The sequence below is a fragment of the Clostridium sp. AM27-31LB genome (assembly GCF_003480745.1).
In the GTDB taxonomy this organism is placed as follows: Bacteria; Bacillota; Clostridia; order Lachnospirales; family Lachnospiraceae; genus Butyribacter; species Butyribacter intestini.
Genome location: NZ_QUJS01000002.1, coordinates 265,244 through 283,787 on the forward strand (window position 1 = coordinate 265,244; position 18,544 = coordinate 283,787).

An 18,544-nucleotide genomic window follows, 5' to 3' on the forward strand; every position below is an offset into this window, starting at 1 on the left:
TAATATGCTTTTAATGTGTGAAATTGGGAAGGTGTGATATTTTATGTCTTATGAAGAAGATTATAGAGAACCTTATCGTGCAAAATGTGCTTGCGGTCAGGGTTATTTACAATTTTATAGGATACATCTGTCAAATGACTGGGGACAGGAAAAAGAGAATGATACGGCTGTTGAGATTTTCTGCGAAAGTTGTAAGAAAAAATACCATTATGAGAGAAATCAAGGAAGCGATTATTTAGTTCCAGATGGATTATCATTTCCAAAGCAAATGCCTGAATTGAACAGAAAATATTCTTACACCGATAGGGAACAGCTTGTAAAAAAATACGGACGAGAAAGAATAGAGGATATGGTAGCAGATATGACCGCACCAAAGCATCGTTTTATAAAAAATCTGGAAAATGATGATGCTATCGAATTTGCAAACTACTGGGCGCAGTGGTATAGAAAAAAATCACTGACACCGATGATATCATATCTGCAGAGTGTTCTGGAACAATATGGTGATTTGGAGCACAGCATCGAGTATAAAAAGCCATACAATGAAAAGTATCATCAGGAATATGATGCGTTTTCAAAAATGGAAATGGAAACAGAGGAAAAAAGTTATAGGCTGTTATTCCAATATGATAAAGCACAGGATGAAGCTGATAAAGAGAAAAGAAGACAGGAGCAGGAATGTTATGAAGAAGAACATCGATATGATGATTTTGAGGCAGTTGTTCATTATGATCCGTCATATAAAAGAGATTTTTCCAATCAATACTGGGACAGTTATTTTATAAAAGAGTGTACAGATATGCAGCATCTCTCTTTAGATAAGCGGGAATATGGAAAACCAGTAATCACAATTGCAAAAGAATATGCCTGTGTGTGCCGGATTTGTGGAAAGGAAGAGAAGATACTTTCATCCAGCATGAAGATATCATATGATGAGGAACGAGGGTATTATCTGGAAAAAAGCTGTGGCTGTCACGGTGTTTCATCTTTTGAAGCAAAAACAATGGATATATTAGATCAACTGGGAATTACTTATATCCGGGAAAAATCCTTTGATGGCTTGGTTGGAGATTCCGGAAAGAACCTTCGGTTTGATTTCATATTGTCAAAATCAGCAGACGAAACTGGGAAAGCAATATTTGATCTGGCAATAGAATTACAGGGACCACACCATTATAAAAAAGGATATTATGATGAGTTCGGTACATACGTAACAGACGATTGTTCGGACAATAAAAGTATAAATGACAGGTTTGAGCGTCAGCTTAAATACGATGATAAAAAGAAGAAATATTGTCAGCAGCATGGAATCAGCTTAGAGTGCATTAAATATACGGCATCTAATGATATTGATCGTTTAGAAAAGATGCTTAGAAATATTTTGAAACAGCACGGATATCGGTATTTCGTTGAGAACGAGAAGCATGGTGAACAGATGGTGTACTAGAGGTGCACTAAAGGTGTACTAAAGGTGTACTGACTTTTTATTTTACAGGTGCTATGATTAAGATGGCAAAAATGGAAGGGAGCAGAAATGCTCCTTTTTATGTTGCCGTAAGGCGGTGTCTTTCCAATCCTTTCACACCGCCCGTGTACATAGAAGGGAGGAATGGCAGATGCCGATGAAACCAAAGAAACCGTGCAGACATCCCGGATGTCCAAAGCTGACAGACGGTCTGTACTGTGAGGAGCATGAAGCACTGCACCGTGGTGACAGGGCGAGCAGCAGCAAGCGTGGTTACAACAGGCAGTGGCAGAAGGCAAGGGCGAGGTACTTAAAAGCACATCCTTTGTGCGTGCAGTGCATGAAGGAAGGCAGGGCAGTGACCGCAACCGTTGTCGACCATGTGAAACCGCACCGTGGTGATCCCGTTCTGTTCTGGGACGAGAAGAACTGGCAGAGCTTATGCAAACCTTGTCATGATAAAAAGACATGGAACGAGGATAACAATCCTGAGTATCGGTTCTGATGGCAGACCGTGGGGGTATCAAAATCTCTACGGAGCGTGCTGCTGAAGACCGATGGCCCCCTTTGCGTGAATTTTCGCAGAATTAAACAGGGGGGATATAAAACCGACAGGATAATTTTCGCAGAATGTACTTAAAACACGGCAAAAAGGGGTATTTTCTTTTGCCGGAAAATTATGAAAAACGCATTATTTAAGGCTGGAAAACAGTGTAAAAACATTGTTTTTCCGGCCTTTTTTCGTGTGCCGGAAGGAGAGTGAGAAAGGATGACGGACACACAGGCAAAGCAGATCAATGAGATGCGTATGCGGGGCATGGGATATAAAGCCATAGGAATGGCAATCGGACTGTCCCGTGACATCGTCAGGAATTACTGTAAGCGACATAACCTGGCCGGATATGCCACAGTGGTTTCAAAAAATATGAAACTCATGGTGGACGGTAAAGAGGTATGCCACTTCTGTGGTAATCCAATCGAACAGCCAAAGACTGGCAGACCGAGACGGTTCTGCTGTGAAAAATGCAGAAGGGAATGGTGGAAGGCACACCCGGAAGCAGTGAAGAAAAGCGAGAAGGCTTCCTACACGCTTGTATGCGAGCAGTGTGGGAAGTCTTTTATTTCCTATGGAAACAAGAACAGAAAATACTGTGGCCGTGAATGTTACTTCCGGCACAGATTTTTAGCAGAGGAGGATCAGGAAGATGCAGTTTCAGAGTTATAAGATAGCAGACCTTATCCCCGCTTCCTATAATCCAAGAAAGAAGCTGAAGCCGGGTGATAAGGAATATGAGAAAATCAAAAACTCCATCACGGAGTTTGGATATGTCGAACCAATCATCGTCAACTCAGACCTGACCATCATCGGAGGACACCAGAGGGCAACGGTACTGTCCGACCTCGGGTATGATGAAGTGGAATGTATTGTTGTAGATATAGACAAGACGAAGGAAAAGGCACTTAACATTGCGCTTAATAAGATTACGGGCGAATGGAATAAGGAACTGTTAGCAGACCTTATTAAAGACCTTGAGGATTCAGACTTTGATGTAGGATTTACAGGATTTGAACCGCCTGAGATAGAGCAGCTTTTCAATTCCGTACACGATAAGAAGATTACGGAAGATGATTTTGATGTGGAGGCGGAACTGAAGAAACCGAATGTTGCAAAGACAGGAGATGTGTGGCTGCTCGGCAGACACCGTGTCATCTGCGGAGATTCCATTCTGCCGGAAACATACGATGTATTGATGGACGGTAAGAAAGCAAATCTTATTCTTACTGATCCTCCATATAATGTAAATGTGGAAGAAACAGCCGGGAAAATCAAAAATGACAATATGCCTGACGAGGATTTTTATAAATTCCTGTTCGCAGCATTTGTAAATATGGAGCAGTCAATGGAGCAGGACGCATCCATTTATGTATTCCATGCGGATACGAAAGGCTTGAATTTCCGTAAGGCATTTAAGGATGCCGGATTTTATCTTTCTGGGTGCTGCATCTGGAAGAAGAATGCTCTGGTACTTGGAAGAAGCCCGTACCAGTGGCAGCACGAGCCTTGTCTGTTCGGATGGAAGAAGGGCGGTAAGCATCAGTGGTATTCTGACAGGAAGCAGACCACCATCTGGGAATATGACCGTCCGAAAGCAAGCAAGGATCATCCGACCATGAAGCCTGTGGCACTTATGGCATATCCGATACAGAACTCCTGCATGAGCAACTGCATCGTGCTTGACCCGTTCCTCGGTTCTGGCTCCACGCTTATTGCCTGTGAGCAGACAAACCGGATATGCTATGGCATTGAACTGGATGAAAAATTCGTGGATGTAATCGTCAACCGCTATATCGAGCAGAAGGGTTCAGCGGATGATGTATATGTACTGCGTGATAATATGAAAATTTCATATCAGAAATTATGCGAGGGAGGGCTGTATAATGAAGCAGATGACCTTCCTTGATTTATGTTCGGGAATAGGCGGTTTCAGGTTAGGGCTTGAAACTGCCGGACATAAATGTATCGGATACTGTGAATATGATAAATTTGCAAGAGCCTCTTATGAGGCAATGTATGACACAAAAGGAGAGTGGAAAGCAGATGATGTCACAAAACTCAAATCAGAAGATGTCCCGTATGCAGACATCTGGTGCTTCGGATTCCCATGTCAGGACATCTCCGTTGCAGGAAAGCAGCGGGGACTGGTCGGAAAAAGAAGTGGAATATATTACAACATTATTGACCTCCTCAAAGGCAAAGAAGAAAGTGCTAAACCCACATACTTACTTGTTGAGAACGTTAAGAACCTGTTATCGATCAATGCAGGATTCGATTTTGCCTCAGTTCTGTCTGAAATGGACGAAGCAGGGTATGACTGTCGGTGGCAGGTGCTTAACTCCAAAAACTTCGGAGTGCCGCAGAACCGTGAGCGTGTGTTCATTATCGCAAATCTTAGAAGCAGAGGTAGACGAGAAATATTACCTCTCACCGGAGAAAACGCAGCAGCTCTTAACCAGCTTATAGGCGGGATGCAGGGTTACCGTGTTTACGGGACGGACGGCATCTCCGCAACGCTTGTCGGCAATGCCGGAGGCGTGGGTGCAAAGACAGGGCTTTATTTCATTGACCAGAGCAACCATGATCCAAAGATCACGGACACGGCAAGATGCCTGACTGCACGGTACACTGCCGGGATGACGAACCACACGGCAATGAACTCAGCGGTGCTTGAGGTTCATCCGGTCCTGACACCGGAACGTATGGAGAAAAGACAGAACGGCAGACGCATGAAGGATGACGGAGAGCCGATGTTCACGCTGACCTCTCAGGACAGACACGGTGTGTATGTCTGTAAGAAGGCAGATTCCGTGAAAGTCAGGAATGCCACAAAGACAGGATACGATGTTGCCTGTGAAGGTGACGGCATCAATCTTGCATATCCAGACAGTACAACCAGACGGGGCCGTGTAGGCAGGGGATGCTCCCAGACGCTGGACTGCTCCGGTCAGATGGGAACGCTCATGAGGGGCGGACGCATCAGAAGACTGACACCGAGGGAGTGCTTCCGGTTACAGGGATTTTCCGATGAGCTGTTTGACCGTGCTTCGGCTGTCAATTCGGACGCACAGCTTTATAAACAGGCAGGAAATGCAGTAACTGCAACCGTGGCATATGCGGTTGCGATGTCCCTTCCTGAGTCCAGAAACTGACCTTACATTTTCTTTTGGAAAGTACCATTATCTGCTTGACTATATGGGCGTTCAGAGTGATATATGGTACTACCAAAAGGAAAGGAGATCAGCAGAATGAAAATTATAACAAACGCTGAAAACAGAAAAGAACTGGTAAAAGCTTTAGCCAGGCATTTCGGACAGAGGTCAGAGTACCTTGGACCACCAAGTTTTGCATACCGCATCGGCAGCATTACGGTGGACAGGGATGCAAAGGTCATCCTTGAAGATGACAGTATGGAAGATGAGGTGAGAAGGGTGCTTTTTCAGAACGATGTTGCAGAAGAAATACAGGAACCACAGACGGAAGAAACAGAAGCAGAGATAAAGATACCGATTGGGGACATGACACCACAGGGAATCATCAACTTGATAAACATGATGCATTCCAAGCAGTATCTTATCAACAGGGCATCCGGAAGGGAGTGCATTTCCATTACGGATACGCTGACGGATGCACTTGCTGAAAGAGCCTTTGAAAATACGGAAGAAGCGGTAAGGTTCATTACGGGACAGGGCGGATGCAAGGGAGTCGCATTTAAGGATGGAAACATTGACTTTACGGGATTCCCGCATACGGACAGCATGATGGAATACTGCAGACTAGCATCGGCAATGGTAAAGAAAGCATCGGAACAGAAACGTGTGAATCCGAAACAGACCATTGAAGAGAATGAAAAATATTACATGAGGGCATGGCTGGTATCCATCGGATTTGGCGGGAGCGAAGGAAAGGAAACAAGATCCTTCTTCCTTAAGGGGCTGAAAGGCCATACGGCATTCCGAACCCCGGAAGATGCGGAAAAGTGGAAAGCCAACCGCAGGGCAGAAAGGGGGACAACGGTATGTTTGGAGTAAGCAGACAGACACTTGAAAGACTCAGAAAAGAATATCCTGCAGGAACCAGGGTGGAACTTATCCGCCTTGATGACCCATACAGAAAGATACCGTCAGGAACCATTGGAACGGTCGAGTTCGTGGATGATGCGGGACAGCTCCACACGGTGTGGGAGGGACACGGTTCTCTTGCAATGATCTACGGAGTGGACGAATGGAGAAAGGCGGATACCAATGAATAAGATAACGACCGTATGTTACGGTAAAGAAGATACATGGGAAACGAAGGAAGCTGCGGAGCAGTTCTTCCTTCAGGCCATGATGGGTTCTGACGGAAGCGAAAGAGACCGATATACTAATATATACATAAAACTGCAGATGGGAATGGACTTCTGCACGGATGACGAATATTAACCAAAAGGGGATGTGATGAGTTGGAAGATAACAGAAAGAAATTAGCGAAATTAAGCAGGGAAGAGTATCGCAGTGTTGTTGCAGAAAGGCTTAAGACCATAGCAGAACTGCACGATCTTGATACAAAGTTTTTTGCAGAAAAATGCGGAATCAGCACAAGACGAATGAAAAATCTGATGAATGGAACAGCGAATCTGAGGATTCCTGAAATGCTTGACATTTCGGATGCATTTAATGTCGGCATAGAGTTTATTATGGGATGCTACCCGTATCCGCTGCCGATGCCAAAGGATGAAACAGAGGCTGCCGTATATGAACTGGTGGGAAAGATGGATATGGATGAATTGAAGGAATTCAAGGACAGGCTGGGTGAAAAACTGAAAGAGACAGAATCATAAAATACACAATGCAAAGCGTGTATTTAAGCAGAATCTTTGTGCAGTGTATGGCGCATATATAACTGGATATATGTGTGCTTTAGAGCGAATATGTACCTACCGAAAGGGAAAAACATACGGAGGTACAAGCCATGAACGAAAGGATTACAAAGCAGATCGAGGAAATGAAGAAACAGACCATCGGAGTTGAGGTCGAGATGAATAACATCAGAAGGGATAAGGCAGCAGAGCTTGCAGCCGCATTCTTTGGAACGGGAAGATTTGAAAACACGGCTTCCAGAAACGGATATTATACATGGTCCGCATGGGATGCAAGCGGAAGGGAATGGAAATTCCAGAAGGACGTCAGCATTGCGGGACCAGATGATAAAAAATGTGAGTTGGTCACACCGATCCTTCACTACGAAGATATCGAACTTCTCCAGGAACTGATAAGAAAGCTCAGACATGCGGGAGCCAAAAGCGATGCCACAAGGGGATGCGGGGTACACATCCACATCGGAGCAAAAGGGCATACACCGCAGACGCTCAGAAACCTCGCAAACATCATGGCAAGCCATGAAAGCCTTATTACAGACGCTTTAAACCTCGACAGAAGAAGGGTGACACGCTACTGCAGAACGGTAGATCCCCGCTTCTTAAAGGAAGTCAACAAAAAGAAACCAAAGACGATGGCAGCATTCGCAGATATTTGGTACACGGCAAACGGTGCAACTTACGGCAGAAGCCAGCATTACAACGACAGCCGATACCATATGCTAAACTACCATGCAACCTTTACAAAGGGGACCATCGAATTCAGACTTTTCCAATTTGATGCCCCGGCAGATGGAAAGCTGAACGGACTGCATGCAGGACAGCTTAAGAGTTACATCCAGCTCTGCCTTGCCTTAAGCCAGATGGCAAAGGAAGTAAGGACGGCAAGCCCAAAACCGCAGCAGACGGATAATCCGAAATACGCAATGCGGACATGGCTTTTAAGACTCGGATTCATCGGGGACGAATTTAAGACCGCAAGGGAAATCCTTACAAAGAGACTTGCAGGAGACACTGCTTTCAGAAGCGGAAGGGCTGCTTGAAGAGAACAGCCTCCTGCCACCTTGGAACACTGACCGCCATGAGCGGTCTTAAGGTGGTAGAAGGGTGTTCCCTTCAGAAAGGATGGAAACATTATGAAAAGATATTACATTGCTTATGGCAGTAACCTGAACATCAGACAGATGCGGATACGATGCCCTCACGCAAGGGTGATCGGTACTGCAGTCATACACGATTATGAGCTTCTCTTTAAAGGAAGCCATACGGGAGCCTATCTTACCATTGAGCCGAAGGAAGGCAGCGAGGTTCCCGTGGCGGTATGGGAAGTCACGGAGTCGGATGAGGTGGCACTTGACCGTTATGAAGGATATCCGGTGTTTTATTACAAAAAAGAAATAGAACTTGATATCAGGGGCATCCGCACGGGGAAGATACGCAGAAGGAAGTGCTTTGTGTACATCATGCATGAAGAACGGAAGATCGGAGTACCTTCCCTTTCGTATGTCAGCACATGCCTTCAGGGGTACATCAGCTTTGGGTTTGACGAGCATTACCTTTCCGAGGCACAGATAAAAGCAGTGGAGGTGGCAGGACATGAAGAGTGAAACACTGCACATACGGATATGCCCCCGCTGCGGGGCATCCTACGGAAGGACATCCGCCCTTTCAAGGGCAGACGGCAGAACGCTTATCTGCCCGGACTGTGGGACACGTGAGGCGCTTGAGAGCATTGGTGTCGGGGCAGAGGAACAGGAACAGATCCTTGAAGCCATCCACAGGTCGCAGCGGTAAAATCCACAATTTCTCAGGCTGATCTTTGTGTACATTATGATGCTTAAATGACTGGATATATGTACGGTTCAGAGCGAATATGTACCTACCGAAAGGAAAAACAAAGAAAACGGAGGAAGATACAATGGAAACAAAGATCACAACAGCAGAAAAATTAGCGATGGAGCTTTACGGATGCATGAATTCAGCAGTCCTTGACTACGGTGATTACACGGTTGCAGTCTGGGATCACTGCTTTAAAGGAAGCATTGCAGAAGTTTATGAACTGGTTGAAACACCGGATGAGACAGGTTTTGGGAGATGCGAATGCAGGATTTCAAGGATTGGAAGAAAAGAAGGATTTGAGGATGCCGGGCATGCAATGGCATGGGCACTCACAAATGTAAAATAGCAGAAAGGGCAGGGAAAATGTTCCCTGCCTGTGTACATTTACACAATGTACCGACAGTATCTTTGTGTACATTATGGCACTGAAATGACTGGATATAATCAGCGTTTAGAGCGAATATGTACCTACCGAAAGGGAAAACAAAGAAAAAAAGCGGAGGTACAAGACCATGAAGAAAATTGAGGTTTTTGAAAAAGCCATGAACGAGGGAGGAAGCCTTAAGGATTACGGGATCAACAGCACATTGTTTGCAGCATACAGAGACTGCCAGGAAACAGGAAACGATAACATTGATTTTAACGGAGTCATCTGGGATTACGACATTCCGGAAATTGTAAAGGCTTTAAAGGAAAACGGCATCAGCGAATTTACGATAAGCAGTACATTTTCAAGCCTGATCGAAACACTTGCAGCATTTGAAAAGGAAGGCATCAGGATGGCAGGGCTTACTGAGGTGAATGCAACATACTCGGATTGGAAAACAGGAAAGAAAGCAAGAATTCCGGCAATCAGAATGACACTTTAAGAATAAACACACAAATCGGAAGGCCTCTTCGGAGGTCTTTTTATTATGCCATTTACGGGGAGGTGAGGACAGTGGCGCAGAGAGGAAGAAAACCAAAGCCTACGGCAGTAAAGGTGCTTGAGGGCAATCCGGGCAAGAGAAGCCTTAATACGGGCGAACCAAAGCCCGAGAAAAAGGCCCCGCGCTGTCCGGCATGGCTTGAGGATGAGGCAAAGAAGGAATGGAAGCGGATGGCAAAACAGCTGGAGCATCTGGGGATCCTTACGGAAATCGATATGGCAGCATTCGCAGGATACTGTCAGGCATATGCGAGATGGAAAGAGGCAGAGGAGTTCATTACACAGCACGGGACCATCGTAAAGACCCCGAGCGGATACTGGCAGCAGGTACCGCAGGTGTCCATTGCCCAGACCTATCTGAAGATCATGAATAAGTTCTGTGAGCAGTTCGGACTGACCCCGTCTGCAAGAAGCCGTATCTCCACGGACAGCGGTGAGGATAAGCAGAACGATGAAATGGAGCTTCTGCTTGTGAAAGGCGGTGCAAAATAATGTTTGACAAGGCAAAAGCAGACCATGCGGTCAATTTTATAAACTGCTTGAAACACACCAAAGGAAGGTGGCGGGGAGTTCCGTTTGAGCTTCTCCCGTGGCAGGACGAGATCATCCGTACCCTTTATGGGACGGTAAAGGAAAACGGATACAGGCAGTACAATACCTGTTACTGTGAGATACCAAAGAAAAACGGAAAATCGGAGCTGGCGGCTGCCATTGCACTGTATATGACATGCGGTGACGGTGAATGGGGAGCTGAGGTTTACGGCTGTGCTTCTGACAGGCAGCAGGCTTCCATCGTATTTGATGTTGCAGTGGATATGGTGGATCAGTGTCCGGCACTGAAGAAAAGGATCAAGCCCGTCATGTCCGTAAAAAGGCTTGTATATAAACCAACCAACAGCTTCTACCAGGTGCTGTCGGCAGAGGCATACACAAAGCATGGACTGAACGTCCATGCGGTCATCTTTGATGAGCTGCATGCACAGCCGAACAGGGAACTGTTCGATGTCATGACCAAGGGTTCTGGAGATGCCAGGACACAGCCGTTGTTCTTTCTGATCACGACAGCCGGGACAGACCGGAATTCCGTGTGTTTTGAACAGCACCAGAAGGCTCTGGATATCATAGAGGGGAGAAAGATAGACCCGACATTTTATCCTGTGATCTACGGGGCATCCGATGAGGATGACTGGTCGAGTGAGGATGTGTGGTATAAGGCAAATCCGTCACTCGGATACACGATAGACATTGAGAAAGTGCAGAATGCATATATCAGTGCAAAAGAGAATGCAGCAGAGGAGAACGTATTCCGGCAGCTCCGTCTGAACCAGTGGGTGAAACAGAGCACCAGGTGGATGCAGATGGATAAGTGGGATGCCTGTTCCTTTGCCGTGAATGAGGAGGAGCTTCTCGGTAGGGAATGCTATGGCGGACTCGACCTTTCAAGTTCCACGGATATCACGGCATTCGTGCTTGTATTCCCACCAAGAAACGATACGGAGAAATATGTGGTACTTCCGTATTTCTGGATACCAGAGGATAACATGAGGCTGCGTGTCCGAAGGGATCATGTCCCGTATGGTGTCTGGGCAGCCGAGGGATGCCTTCAGACCACCGAGGGCAATGTCATCCATTATGGATTTATCGAGCAGTTCATTGATGAGCTGGGAACAAAATTTCATATTAAAGAGATCGCATTTGACAGATGGGGAGCGGTGCAGATGGTTCAGAATCTTGAGGGAATGGGATTTACCGTTGTTCCATTCGGACAGGGGTATAAAGATATGAGTCCTCCGACCAAGGAGCTGATGAAGCTGACACTGGAAGAGAGGATAGCACATGGCGGACATAAGGTGCTGCGGTGGATGATGGATAATGTATTTGTCCGTCAGGACCCGGCAGGGAACATCAAAATGGATAAGGAAAAATCCACGGAGAAAATTGACGGGGCCGTTGCAACAGTCATGGCACTTGACCGTGCAATCAGAAATGGGGGCAGTGATGGAAGTGTGTATGATGACAGAGGAATATTAGTTTTATAGTGATTGCAATATTAATGCTCACTAAAGTATGGTATAATATGAAATATTAAAGTTGGTAAGACTATATTTCATATGCATTTACTTAATAAACAGCAAAAGTTTGATTAAATGACATTTTTAAGACACGGGAGGTATAAAGAATGACAAAAATGACAGAAGAAGATTTTGATAAGCTGGTAGCAAGCACTACACCTGAGAAGTGTGATCATAAGGATATCGTGAAACTTTATTATTTGGGTACACACACAGATTATGGGTGTATCAAGTGTAAATGCAAAAGTTCAAATAAAGAAGATTTTAATAGATAGATTATTATAGAATCAAGCATCTCATATGAGGTGCTTTTTTTGTACCCATTTTTAGGAGGTGTCACATGGGAATTAAGGGGTTATTTGGTTTCGGACAGGCGAGGGATAAGCCCGTGGATAAGGCGGCTGATGCCGGATATTCGTTTCTGTTCGGACGGACAACAAGCGGAAAGCCTGTAAATGAAAGAACTGCAATGCAGACAACGGCAGTATATGCCTGTGTCAGGATTCTTGCGGAAGCAATCGCATCCTTACCGCTTCATGTATATGAGTATCAGGATGACGGAGGCAAGAAGCTGGTGCATGACCATCCTTTATATTATCTGCTCCATGATGAGCCGAACCCGGAGATGACTTCATTTGTGTTCAGGGAAACACTGATGAGTCATCTTTTAATATGGGGAAATGCCTATGCACAGATCATAAGGGACGGGGCAGGAAGGGTGCTTGGCCTGTATCCGCTTCTTCCTGACAAGATGGAAGTGCAGAGGGATGACAGGGGAAATATCTATTATGTGTATTCCAGAAACAGTGATGAAAACCCCATGTTCAAGGAATACGGTAACATAAAGCTGAAAGCCGAGGATGTACTTCACATTCCGGGACTTGGATTTGACGGACTGATCGGTTATTCACCGATTGCAATGGCAAAGAACGCTGTCGGCATGACGCTTGCCTGTGAGGAATACGGTGCGAGTTTCTTTGCAAACGGCGCGAATCCGGGCGGTGTTTTGGAACATCCGGGAGTGCTGAAGGATCCGTCAAAAGTGCGTGAGTCTTGGAACTCCGTGTACCGTGGCGTGAGTAACGCACACAAGATAGCAGTGCTTGAGGAAGGCATGAAGTACCAGCAGATTGGAATACCGCCGGAAGAGGCACAGTTCCTTGAAACAAGGAAATTCCAGATCAATGAGATCGCAAGGCTTTACAGGATACCGCCCCACATGGTAGGTGACCTTGATAAGTCGAGCTTTTCCAATATTGAGCAGCAGTCCTTGGAGTTCGTAAAATACACACTTGATCCGTGGGTGATCAGATGGGAGCAGTCCTTACAGAGATCGCTCCTTCTGCCGGGTGAAAAAGGAAAGTATTTTATCAAGCTGAATGTGGACGGTCTGCTCCGTGGGGATTACCAGTCTAGGATGAACGGCTATGCAGTCGGAAGGCAGAACGGATGGTTTTCTGCCAATGACATCCGTGAGATGGAAAACATGAACCCAATTCCGGATGAGGAAGGGGGAAACCTGTATCTGATAAACGGTGCAATGACCAAACTTGCGGATGCGGGAGCTTTTGCAAAGACGGATACGGGGCAGCAGAATGCTCCGGCACAGGAAAAAAGCGGAAAGAGAGGTAAATGATGAAGCGGAAGTTTTGGAACTGGATAAAGAATGAAGATGAGAGCGTGCCTGACATGGAAAGGACGCTCTTTTTAAATGGCATGATCTCGGATGAAACTTGGTACGGGGATGAAGTGACACCGCAGCTTTTCAAGGATGAACTGAATGCCGGAAACGGAAATATCACGGTGTGGATCAATTCTCCGGGCGGTGATGTGTTCGCGGCAGCACAGATCTATAACATGCTCCGTGACTATAAGGGAAGCGTGACTGTCAAGATAGACGGTATTGCAGCTTCGGCAGCATCCGTGATCGCAATGGCAGGAGACACGGTCTGTGTATCCCCTGTTGCAATGATGATGATCCACAATCCTGCGACCATGGCAATGGGCGAGACAAGGGATATGCAGAAAGCAATCGCCATGTTGAATGAGGTCAAGGAATCAATCTTAAATGCCTATGAATTCAAGACGGGGCTTACCCGTGCAAGGCTCTCCCACATGATGGATGATGAGACCTGGTTCAATGCGAAGAAGGCAGTGGAGCTTGGATTTGCGGATAAGATACTCTTTTCTTCCGGTGAGACGGATGAAGAGAAGAAAAAGCCTGAAGAGCCGGAGAAAAAGCCGGACGAAGGCAGTGAAGGAGAGGAAGAGGAGAAAAAGGATGACGGGGAAAAGGAGAAGAAAAAGAAGCTCCCGTTCCAGCAGGATTCCATGATGTTTTCCACAAAGGCGATGAATGAATCGTTCCTTTCCAGGGTATCCCGTGTGGATGCCATGATACCAGTTAACCAGTTGGAAAAAAGACTGAGTCTTTTAACACATTAAGGAGGATTTCAAGATGAGTAAGATTTTAGAGTTAAGAGAAAAGAGAGCAAAGGCCTGGGATGCAGCAAAGGCATTCCTTGATGCCAAGAGAACGCAGGAAGGATTTGTATCCGCAGAGGATGCAGCCACTTATGACAAGATGGAAGCAGATGTCATAAATCTCGGAAAAGAGATCGAGAGACTGGAAAGACAGGCAGCCATCGATGCAGAGCTTGCAAAGCCAACAAGCACACCGATCACCAACCAGCCGAATGCAAAGACTGACGGTGATACAAAGACAGGAAGGGCAACGGATGAGTATAAAAAGGCATTCTGGAACAGTATGAGAAACAAGATGTCATACGAAGTACAGAATGCCCTTTCCATTGGCACGGATTCCGAGGGCGGATATCTCGTACCGGATGAGTATGAGAAGAAACTCGTGGAAGCACTGGAAGAGGAAGTATTTTTCCGTAACCTTGCAACCGTCATCAAGACTTCAAGCGGTGACCGCAAGATCCCTATCGTCACATCAAAGGGCGAGGCAGCATGGATCGATGAGGGCGGACAGTTCCCTGAATCTGATGACAGCTTCGGTCAGACATCCATCAGTGCCTACAAGCTGGCAACCATGATCAAGGTGTCCGATGAACTCTTAAATGACAGCGTGTTCAATATTGAGCAGTATATTTCGAGGGAGTTCGGAAGAAGAATCGGCACAAAGGAAGAGGAAGCATTCTTTATCGGTGACGGCAAGGGAAAACCTACCGGAATCTTCAATGCCACAGGAGGTGCGGAGACAGGTGTTACTGCCAATAATACTTCCATTACATTTGATGATGTCATGGATCTTTATTACTCCCTGCGTGCTCCTTACCGAAACAAGGCAGTATGGCTTCTTAATGATTCGACCGTAAAGGCAATCAGAAAGCTGAAGGATGGAAACGGAAATTATATCTGGCAACCGTCCGTAAGGGAAGGAGAGCCTGATAAGATCTTAAACCGTCCTTACCGCACATCTATCTATGTGCCGGAACTTGCAGCCGGAAACCGTGTCATGGCATTCGGTGATTACAGTTACTACTGGATCGCAGACCGCCAGGGCAGAAGTTTCAAGAGACTGAATGAGCTTTATGCTACAACCGGACAGGTCGGATTCCTTGCTTCCGAGCGTGTGGACGGCAAGTTGATCCTTTCCGAGGCAGTCAAGACACTTGATATCAAGGCTGCCGGAAAGTAGGGGTGGCAGGATGTTCGTATCGCTTGAGGAAGCCAAAGGGTATCTCAGGGTCGATTCGTCAGACGAGGATGAACTCATCCTCCGTCTGATGGAAACATCCGACCGCCTGATCTTAGACGTGACAAGACAAAACCCGGAAGAACTCAAAGAGTATGGAGCTGTTGTCCGTACTGCAGAACTGTATGTTATTGCCTACCTGTATGAGCATCGGGAAGAAGCGGATCATAAGACCATGACGGAAACATTGAAGTATCTGTTTTTTGGAATCAGGAGGGAGATATTCTGATGATAGAACTCATGCGTGAACGGATCACGATACAGAAAAGCAGAACGAAGACGGACAAAGCCGGAAACCATACGGTTGTGTGGGAGAATCATTATCAATGTTTTTCCTATGTGAACAGCCTGTCGGGAAAAGAATACTGGGAGGCAAAACAGGTAAATGTGGAAACGGAGATTGATTTTGTCATCCGCTACTGCAGTGAGGTGTCAGGTCTTGATACGGAGCATTTTCGTATTATTTTCCGTGGGAATCTTTACAATATTTCCTTTATTGATAACGTGCAGTATAAAAATAAGACAGTCAAAATAAGGGCTGCCCTGACAAAGAGGTGAGCGGATGGCAGAGAGAAGGACAACGGTTGACGGACTGGCAGATGCAATTATGGATGGTCTGAAAGAGTATGCCGATCTTGCGACGGATACCGTTAAGGATGCGGTAAAAGATGCATCCAAGACCATAAAGAAAGAGATACAGGCAAATGCCCCGAAGCAGACAGGAAGATATAAGAAAAGCTGGACGGTCAAAAAGACAGCGGAGAGCAGCAGCTCACTTACCATGACGGTCCATTCCAAGGACAGGTACCAGATTGCACACCTTCTGGAACACGGCCATGCAAAACGTGGAGGCGGCAGGGTAGCCGGCAGGGAGCATATCGCTCCGGCAGAAGAAAAAGGCAATAAGGAACTTCTGCAGAAGATAGAGAGGGGGTTACGGTGATGACACATGAAGAAGTGATGGCAGTGATGAAAAAAATCGGTCTTCCGTATGCCTATCATCATTTTGCAGAGGGCGAGTCACCCGATCCGCCTTTCTTGGTGTTTTTATATCCGAAGAGCAATAATTTTTCTGCTGACGGAAAGGTATATCACAAAATAAACTGCCTGAATGTGGAGTTATATACGGATGTAAAAAATATAGAACTTGAACAGAAAATAGAAGCCATGTTTGACGGGCATGGAATTTTTTATGAGAAAAGCGAAGTATGGATTGAGTCAGAAAGTCTGTATGAAGTGCTTTATGAGATGGAGGTATAGAAAAATGGCTAATAAAAAGAATAAAGTCAAGTTTAATATCCGAAATGTGCATTATGCACTGCTTACCAAAAGTGACGATGGAGAGGTGACATATGGTACACCCGTGCCGATGCCCGGTGCGGTATCCATTTCGCTTGATCCAAACGGAGAGCCAAGTGTATTCTATGCAGACGGATATGCATATTACACGATTAATAACAATCAGGGCTATGAAGGTGACCTTGAACTTGCTCTGGTGCCGGAGTCGTTCCGTACCGATGTACTGAAGGAATCCCTCGATGCCAATAATGTGCTTGTTGAGGATGCAACCGTGGAAACAGGCAAATTTGCACTGTTATTTGAATTTGATGGTGACATCAATAAAATCCGTCATGTGCTTTATAACTGTACGGCAGCAAGACCAACCATCGAATCTGCAACAAAGGAAGATGAAATCGAAGTTAAGACAGAAACCCTGTCGATTACGGCATCACCTCTTGATGGGGGCTATGTAAAGGCACGAACATCTGACAGCACTTCAGCGGCTGCTTATGATGGCTGGTATAAAACAGTATATCTTCCGAAAGCAGTATCTGATGCATCTGGCCAGTCCGACAGTGCAAAGGTATCATCAGCAAAGAACAGTTCTAAGGAGGTCGTATCATGAGCCTTATAAAAGATCTTGAAATTGATGGAAAGCAGGTGCCATTCAAGGCATCTGCTGCAATCCCACGAATTTATCGTATTAAGTTTGGAAGGGATATTTATAAAGACCTGAGTGCCTTGGAGAAGGCTGTAGGAAAAGATAAAGAGGAGAGTTCAAGCCTGGATATGTTTTCACTTGAGATGTTTGAGAATATTGCATATGTTATGGCAAAACACGCAGACCCGGGCATTCCCGATACACCAGAAGAATGGCTTGATGAGTTTAATACATTTTCTATTTATCAGATTCTTCCACAACTTATTGAGTTATGGGGATTGAATGTGAAAACGGATGTTGAAGCTAAAAAAAACTTCGCCCGACAGAGCGTCAGATGACAACGCCCTTATTTCTTCTAAGATGTGTGCAGATAGGGTTGTCTATCCGAGACCTTGACCTTCTGACAATAGGGATGGTTAATGATATGTATGCCGAGAGCAGTAATGATGATTATAAGTATCCAGAAGTTGCAACACAGGAAGATTTCGACAGGTTCTAGATTGAGAAAACAGCCATTTTCTGATATAATACGGAAAGTGGTTGAAACATTCTCAGCTACAAATCGGAATTTTTAGGGGGGAGATAAATTATGACCTTCAATAAAGAAAAAATAATCATAAGACCAGAGAAGTTATCCGAATATGAAAAAGTTGATAAGTTGATTTATAAGGCTTTTGCTGAACAACATAGTATAGAAACTGGAAAATTTATGATGCAACACTTTAGAGAAGAAAGAAAAAAAGATACTTTTATCCCGGAGCTTTCTCTTGTTGCTGTATTAGAAAACGGAACAATTGTTGGAGAAGTTGCGCTTCACGAAACAGATATCGTCACAGAAAATGAAAATATTACGCAATTGGTTTTAGCACAAAGTGCTGTTTTGCCAGAATATAGAATGCAAGGAATTATGAGAAGATTAGTAGAATACGCACTAGAGAAAGCTGAAAAAATGGGTTATGGAGCAGTGTTTCTTGGAGGAAACCCTAATCTTTATGGTAGATTTGGCTTTGAACCATCTTCTGCATACGGAATTTATCACGAAAATAGAAAAAAATGGGGCGATGAAGGATTTATGGTGTGTATATTAAAAGCAGGTGTTCTAGATGACGTAACAGGTACAACCTATTATTATGGTGGTTAATATCTGTTGAAAAATTCTAGTT

General features: G+C 45.3%; 28 protein-coding genes. All 28 read left to right on the forward strand.

The window, feature by feature from the left end; all coding sequences use genetic code 11:
- Positions 1–43: 43 nt before the first annotated feature.
- The 28 genes from DW721_RS04770 to DW721_RS04895 all read left to right on the forward strand — a co-directional run bounded on the left by DW721_RS04770 (position 44) and on the right by DW721_RS04895 (position 18,522).
- Complete coding sequence (locus tag DW721_RS04770; RefSeq protein WP_118745001.1) at positions 44–1,447, forward strand: hypothetical protein; 1,404 nt, start codon at positions 44–46, stop codon at positions 1,445–1,447.
- A 169-nt stretch (positions 1,448–1,616) separates the two neighbouring features.
- Positions 1,617–1,970 (forward strand): HNH endonuclease signature motif containing protein, encoded by a 354-nt coding sequence (locus DW721_RS04775; RefSeq protein WP_118745002.1) that lies wholly within the window; start codon positions 1,617–1,619, stop codon positions 1,968–1,970.
- A 264-nt stretch (positions 1,971–2,234) separates the two neighbouring features.
- Positions 2,235–2,690, forward strand: a complete 456-nt coding sequence (locus DW721_RS04780) for an RNA polymerase subunit sigma-70 (protein WP_118745003.1) — start codon at positions 2,235–2,237, stop codon at positions 2,688–2,690.
- Entirely contained in the window at positions 2,671–3,927 is a 1,257-nt protein-coding gene (locus DW721_RS04785) for a site-specific DNA-methyltransferase (RefSeq protein WP_118745004.1), read from the forward strand. The genes DW721_RS04780 and DW721_RS04785 overlap by 20 nt, the downstream gene beginning before the upstream one ends.
- Complete coding sequence (gene dcm / locus DW721_RS04790) at positions 3,914–5,173, forward strand: DNA (cytosine-5-)-methyltransferase (RefSeq protein WP_347560355.1); 1,260 nt, start codon at positions 3,914–3,916, stop codon at positions 5,171–5,173. The genes DW721_RS04785 and dcm overlap by 14 nt, the downstream gene beginning before the upstream one ends.
- Before the next feature lie 96 nt (positions 5,174–5,269).
- Positions 5,270–6,052: a hypothetical protein gene (locus tag DW721_RS04795; protein WP_243035947.1), complete on the forward strand. Its 783-nt coding sequence runs from the start codon at positions 5,270–5,272 to the stop codon at positions 6,050–6,052.
- A complete protein-coding gene (locus DW721_RS04800; RefSeq protein ID WP_117781589.1) occupies positions 6,040–6,273 on the forward strand; it encodes a DUF4314 domain-containing protein in 234 nt (77 codons plus the stop codon). The genes DW721_RS04795 and DW721_RS04800 overlap by 13 nt, the downstream gene beginning before the upstream one ends.
- Positions 6,266–6,445 carry a hypothetical protein gene (locus tag DW721_RS04805; RefSeq protein WP_118606106.1) on the forward strand — a complete coding sequence of 60 codons (180 nt, stop codon included), beginning with the start codon at positions 6,266–6,268 and terminating at the stop codon, positions 6,443–6,445. Before DW721_RS04800 ends, DW721_RS04805 begins: the two co-directional genes overlap by 8 nt.
- 20 nt (positions 6,446–6,465) lie before the next feature.
- Complete coding sequence (locus DW721_RS04810) at positions 6,466–6,843, forward strand: helix-turn-helix transcriptional regulator (RefSeq protein ID WP_182436216.1); 378 nt, start codon at positions 6,466–6,468, stop codon at positions 6,841–6,843.
- A 131-nt stretch (positions 6,844–6,974) separates the two neighbouring features.
- Positions 6,975–7,922: an amidoligase family protein gene (locus tag DW721_RS04815; protein ID WP_118745008.1), complete on the forward strand. Its 948-nt coding sequence runs from the start codon at positions 6,975–6,977 to the stop codon at positions 7,920–7,922.
- Positions 7,923–8,015: 93 nt separating this feature from the next.
- A complete protein-coding gene (locus tag DW721_RS04820; protein ID WP_118606097.1) occupies positions 8,016–8,486 on the forward strand; it encodes a gamma-glutamylcyclotransferase family protein in 471 nt (156 codons plus the stop codon).
- Positions 8,476–8,673, forward strand: coding sequence for a hypothetical protein (locus tag DW721_RS04825; RefSeq protein WP_118745009.1), 198 nt, complete (start codon positions 8,476–8,478; stop codon positions 8,671–8,673). Before DW721_RS04820 ends, DW721_RS04825 begins: the two co-directional genes overlap by 11 nt.
- Positions 8,674–8,797: 124 nt before the next feature.
- The gene (locus DW721_RS04830; protein WP_178680512.1) at positions 8,798–9,064 is read left to right on the forward strand and encodes a hypothetical protein; all 267 of its coding nucleotides are present in this window, start codon (positions 8,798–8,800) and stop codon (positions 9,062–9,064) included.
- Positions 9,065–9,230: 166 nt separating this feature from the next.
- Positions 9,231–9,587, forward strand: coding sequence for a hypothetical protein (locus tag DW721_RS04835; RefSeq protein WP_118745010.1), 357 nt, complete (start codon positions 9,231–9,233; stop codon positions 9,585–9,587).
- A 71-nt stretch (positions 9,588–9,658) separates the two neighbouring features.
- Positions 9,659–10,138 carry a phage terminase small subunit P27 family gene (locus DW721_RS04840; RefSeq protein WP_117717907.1) on the forward strand — a complete coding sequence of 160 codons (480 nt, stop codon included), beginning with the start codon at positions 9,659–9,661 and terminating at the stop codon, positions 10,136–10,138.
- Positions 10,138–11,685, forward strand: a complete 1,548-nt coding sequence (locus DW721_RS04845; RefSeq protein ID WP_118745011.1) for a terminase TerL endonuclease subunit — start codon at positions 10,138–10,140, stop codon at positions 11,683–11,685. Before DW721_RS04840 ends, DW721_RS04845 begins: the two co-directional genes overlap by 1 nt.
- A 140-nt stretch (positions 11,686–11,825) precedes the next feature.
- Positions 11,826–11,993: a hypothetical protein gene (locus tag DW721_RS16020; RefSeq protein WP_182432032.1), complete on the forward strand. Its 168-nt coding sequence runs from the start codon at positions 11,826–11,828 to the stop codon at positions 11,991–11,993.
- 65 nt (positions 11,994–12,058) lie between these two features.
- Positions 12,059–13,354, forward strand: coding sequence for a phage portal protein (locus DW721_RS04850; RefSeq protein ID WP_118745012.1), 1,296 nt, complete (start codon positions 12,059–12,061; stop codon positions 13,352–13,354).
- Positions 13,354–14,163 carry a head maturation protease, ClpP-related gene (locus tag DW721_RS04855; RefSeq protein WP_118745013.1) on the forward strand — a complete coding sequence of 270 codons (810 nt, stop codon included), beginning with the start codon at positions 13,354–13,356 and terminating at the stop codon, positions 14,161–14,163. The genes DW721_RS04850 and DW721_RS04855 overlap by 1 nt, the downstream gene beginning before the upstream one ends.
- 13 nt (positions 14,164–14,176) lie before the next feature.
- Positions 14,177–15,382, forward strand: coding sequence for a phage major capsid protein (locus DW721_RS04860; protein ID WP_118745014.1), 1,206 nt, complete (start codon positions 14,177–14,179; stop codon positions 15,380–15,382).
- Positions 15,383–15,392: 10 nt separating this feature from the next.
- Positions 15,393–15,668, forward strand: coding sequence for a head-tail connector protein (locus DW721_RS04865; protein WP_118745015.1), 276 nt, complete (start codon positions 15,393–15,395; stop codon positions 15,666–15,668).
- Positions 15,668–15,997, forward strand: coding sequence for a phage head closure protein (locus tag DW721_RS04870; RefSeq protein ID WP_118745016.1), 330 nt, complete (start codon positions 15,668–15,670; stop codon positions 15,995–15,997). The genes DW721_RS04865 and DW721_RS04870 overlap by 1 nt, the downstream gene beginning before the upstream one ends.
- Positions 15,998–16,001: 4 nt before the next feature.
- On the forward strand, positions 16,002–16,382 hold the full coding sequence (locus DW721_RS04875) for an HK97 gp10 family phage protein (protein WP_118745017.1): 381 nt from the start codon (positions 16,002–16,004) through the stop codon (positions 16,380–16,382).
- Positions 16,382–16,699, forward strand: coding sequence for a hypothetical protein (locus tag DW721_RS04880; protein ID WP_118745018.1), 318 nt, complete (start codon positions 16,382–16,384; stop codon positions 16,697–16,699). The genes DW721_RS04875 and DW721_RS04880 overlap by 1 nt, the downstream gene beginning before the upstream one ends.
- A 4-nt stretch (positions 16,700–16,703) precedes the next feature.
- Positions 16,704–17,345: a major tail protein gene (locus DW721_RS04885; protein ID WP_118745019.1), complete on the forward strand. Its 642-nt coding sequence runs from the start codon at positions 16,704–16,706 to the stop codon at positions 17,343–17,345.
- The gene (locus DW721_RS04890) at positions 17,342–17,719 is read left to right on the forward strand and encodes a hypothetical protein (protein ID WP_118745020.1); all 378 of its coding nucleotides are present in this window, start codon (positions 17,342–17,344) and stop codon (positions 17,717–17,719) included. The genes DW721_RS04885 and DW721_RS04890 overlap by 4 nt, the downstream gene beginning before the upstream one ends.
- Positions 17,716–17,880 carry a hypothetical protein gene (locus tag DW721_RS16025; protein WP_172794135.1) on the forward strand — a complete coding sequence of 55 codons (165 nt, stop codon included), beginning with the start codon at positions 17,716–17,718 and terminating at the stop codon, positions 17,878–17,880. Before DW721_RS04890 ends, DW721_RS16025 begins: the two co-directional genes overlap by 4 nt.
- Before the next feature lie 90 nt (positions 17,881–17,970).
- On the forward strand, positions 17,971–18,522 hold the full coding sequence (locus tag DW721_RS04895; protein ID WP_118560709.1) for an N-acetyltransferase: 552 nt from the start codon (positions 17,971–17,973) through the stop codon (positions 18,520–18,522).
- Positions 18,523–18,544 lie beyond the last annotated feature (22 nt).

Excerpts from the sequence above, each read along its gene's own strand:
- DW721_RS04770 (WP_118745001.1), top strand. The coding sequence starts at position 44 with ATGTCTTATGAAGAAGATTATAGAGAACCTTATCGTGCAAAATGTGCT.
- DW721_RS04775 (WP_118745002.1), top strand. The coding sequence starts at position 1,617 with ATGCCGATGAAACCAAAGAAACCGTGCAGACATCCCGGATGTCCAAAG.
- DW721_RS04780 (WP_118745003.1), top strand. The coding sequence starts at position 2,235 with ATGACGGACACACAGGCAAAGCAGATCAATGAGATGCGTATGCGGGGC.
- DW721_RS04785 (WP_118745004.1), top strand. The coding sequence starts at position 2,671 with ATGCAGTTTCAGAGTTATAAGATAGCAGACCTTATCCCCGCTTCCTAT.
- dcm (WP_347560355.1), top strand. The coding sequence starts at position 3,914 with ATGACCTTCCTTGATTTATGTTCGGGAATAGGCGGTTTCAGGTTAGGG.
- DW721_RS04795 (WP_243035947.1), top strand. The coding sequence starts at position 5,270 with ATGAAAATTATAACAAACGCTGAAAACAGAAAAGAACTGGTAAAAGCT.
- DW721_RS04800 (WP_117781589.1), top strand. The coding sequence starts at position 6,040 with ATGTTTGGAGTAAGCAGACAGACACTTGAAAGACTCAGAAAAGAATAT.
- DW721_RS04805 (WP_118606106.1), top strand. The coding sequence starts at position 6,266 with ATGAATAAGATAACGACCGTATGTTACGGTAAAGAAGATACATGGGAA.
- DW721_RS04815 (WP_118745008.1), top strand. The coding sequence starts at position 6,975 with ATGAACGAAAGGATTACAAAGCAGATCGAGGAAATGAAGAAACAGACC.
- DW721_RS04820 (WP_118606097.1), top strand. The coding sequence starts at position 8,016 with ATGAAAAGATATTACATTGCTTATGGCAGTAACCTGAACATCAGACAG.
- DW721_RS04825 (WP_118745009.1), top strand. The coding sequence starts at position 8,476 with ATGAAGAGTGAAACACTGCACATACGGATATGCCCCCGCTGCGGGGCA.
- DW721_RS04830 (WP_178680512.1), top strand. The coding sequence starts at position 8,798 with ATGGAAACAAAGATCACAACAGCAGAAAAATTAGCGATGGAGCTTTAC.
- DW721_RS04835 (WP_118745010.1), top strand. The coding sequence starts at position 9,231 with ATGAAGAAAATTGAGGTTTTTGAAAAAGCCATGAACGAGGGAGGAAGC.
- DW721_RS04845 (WP_118745011.1), top strand. The coding sequence starts at position 10,138 with ATGTTTGACAAGGCAAAAGCAGACCATGCGGTCAATTTTATAAACTGC.
- DW721_RS16020 (WP_182432032.1), top strand. The coding sequence starts at position 11,826 with ATGACAAAAATGACAGAAGAAGATTTTGATAAGCTGGTAGCAAGCACT.
- DW721_RS04850 (WP_118745012.1), top strand. The coding sequence starts at position 12,059 with ATGGGAATTAAGGGGTTATTTGGTTTCGGACAGGCGAGGGATAAGCCC.
- DW721_RS04855 (WP_118745013.1), top strand. The coding sequence starts at position 13,354 with ATGAAGCGGAAGTTTTGGAACTGGATAAAGAATGAAGATGAGAGCGTG.
- DW721_RS04860 (WP_118745014.1), top strand. The coding sequence starts at position 14,177 with ATGAGTAAGATTTTAGAGTTAAGAGAAAAGAGAGCAAAGGCCTGGGAT.
- DW721_RS04865 (WP_118745015.1), top strand. The coding sequence starts at position 15,393 with ATGTTCGTATCGCTTGAGGAAGCCAAAGGGTATCTCAGGGTCGATTCG.
- DW721_RS04870 (WP_118745016.1), top strand. The coding sequence starts at position 15,668 with ATGATAGAACTCATGCGTGAACGGATCACGATACAGAAAAGCAGAACG.
- DW721_RS04875 (WP_118745017.1), top strand. The coding sequence starts at position 16,002 with ATGGCAGAGAGAAGGACAACGGTTGACGGACTGGCAGATGCAATTATG.
- DW721_RS04880 (WP_118745018.1), top strand. The coding sequence starts at position 16,382 with ATGACACATGAAGAAGTGATGGCAGTGATGAAAAAAATCGGTCTTCCG.
- DW721_RS04885 (WP_118745019.1), top strand. The coding sequence starts at position 16,704 with ATGGCTAATAAAAAGAATAAAGTCAAGTTTAATATCCGAAATGTGCAT.
- DW721_RS04890 (WP_118745020.1), top strand. The coding sequence starts at position 17,342 with ATGAGCCTTATAAAAGATCTTGAAATTGATGGAAAGCAGGTGCCATTC.
- DW721_RS16025 (WP_172794135.1), top strand. The coding sequence starts at position 17,716 with ATGACAACGCCCTTATTTCTTCTAAGATGTGTGCAGATAGGGTTGTCT.
- DW721_RS04895 (WP_118560709.1), top strand. The coding sequence starts at position 17,971 with ATGACCTTCAATAAAGAAAAAATAATCATAAGACCAGAGAAGTTATCC.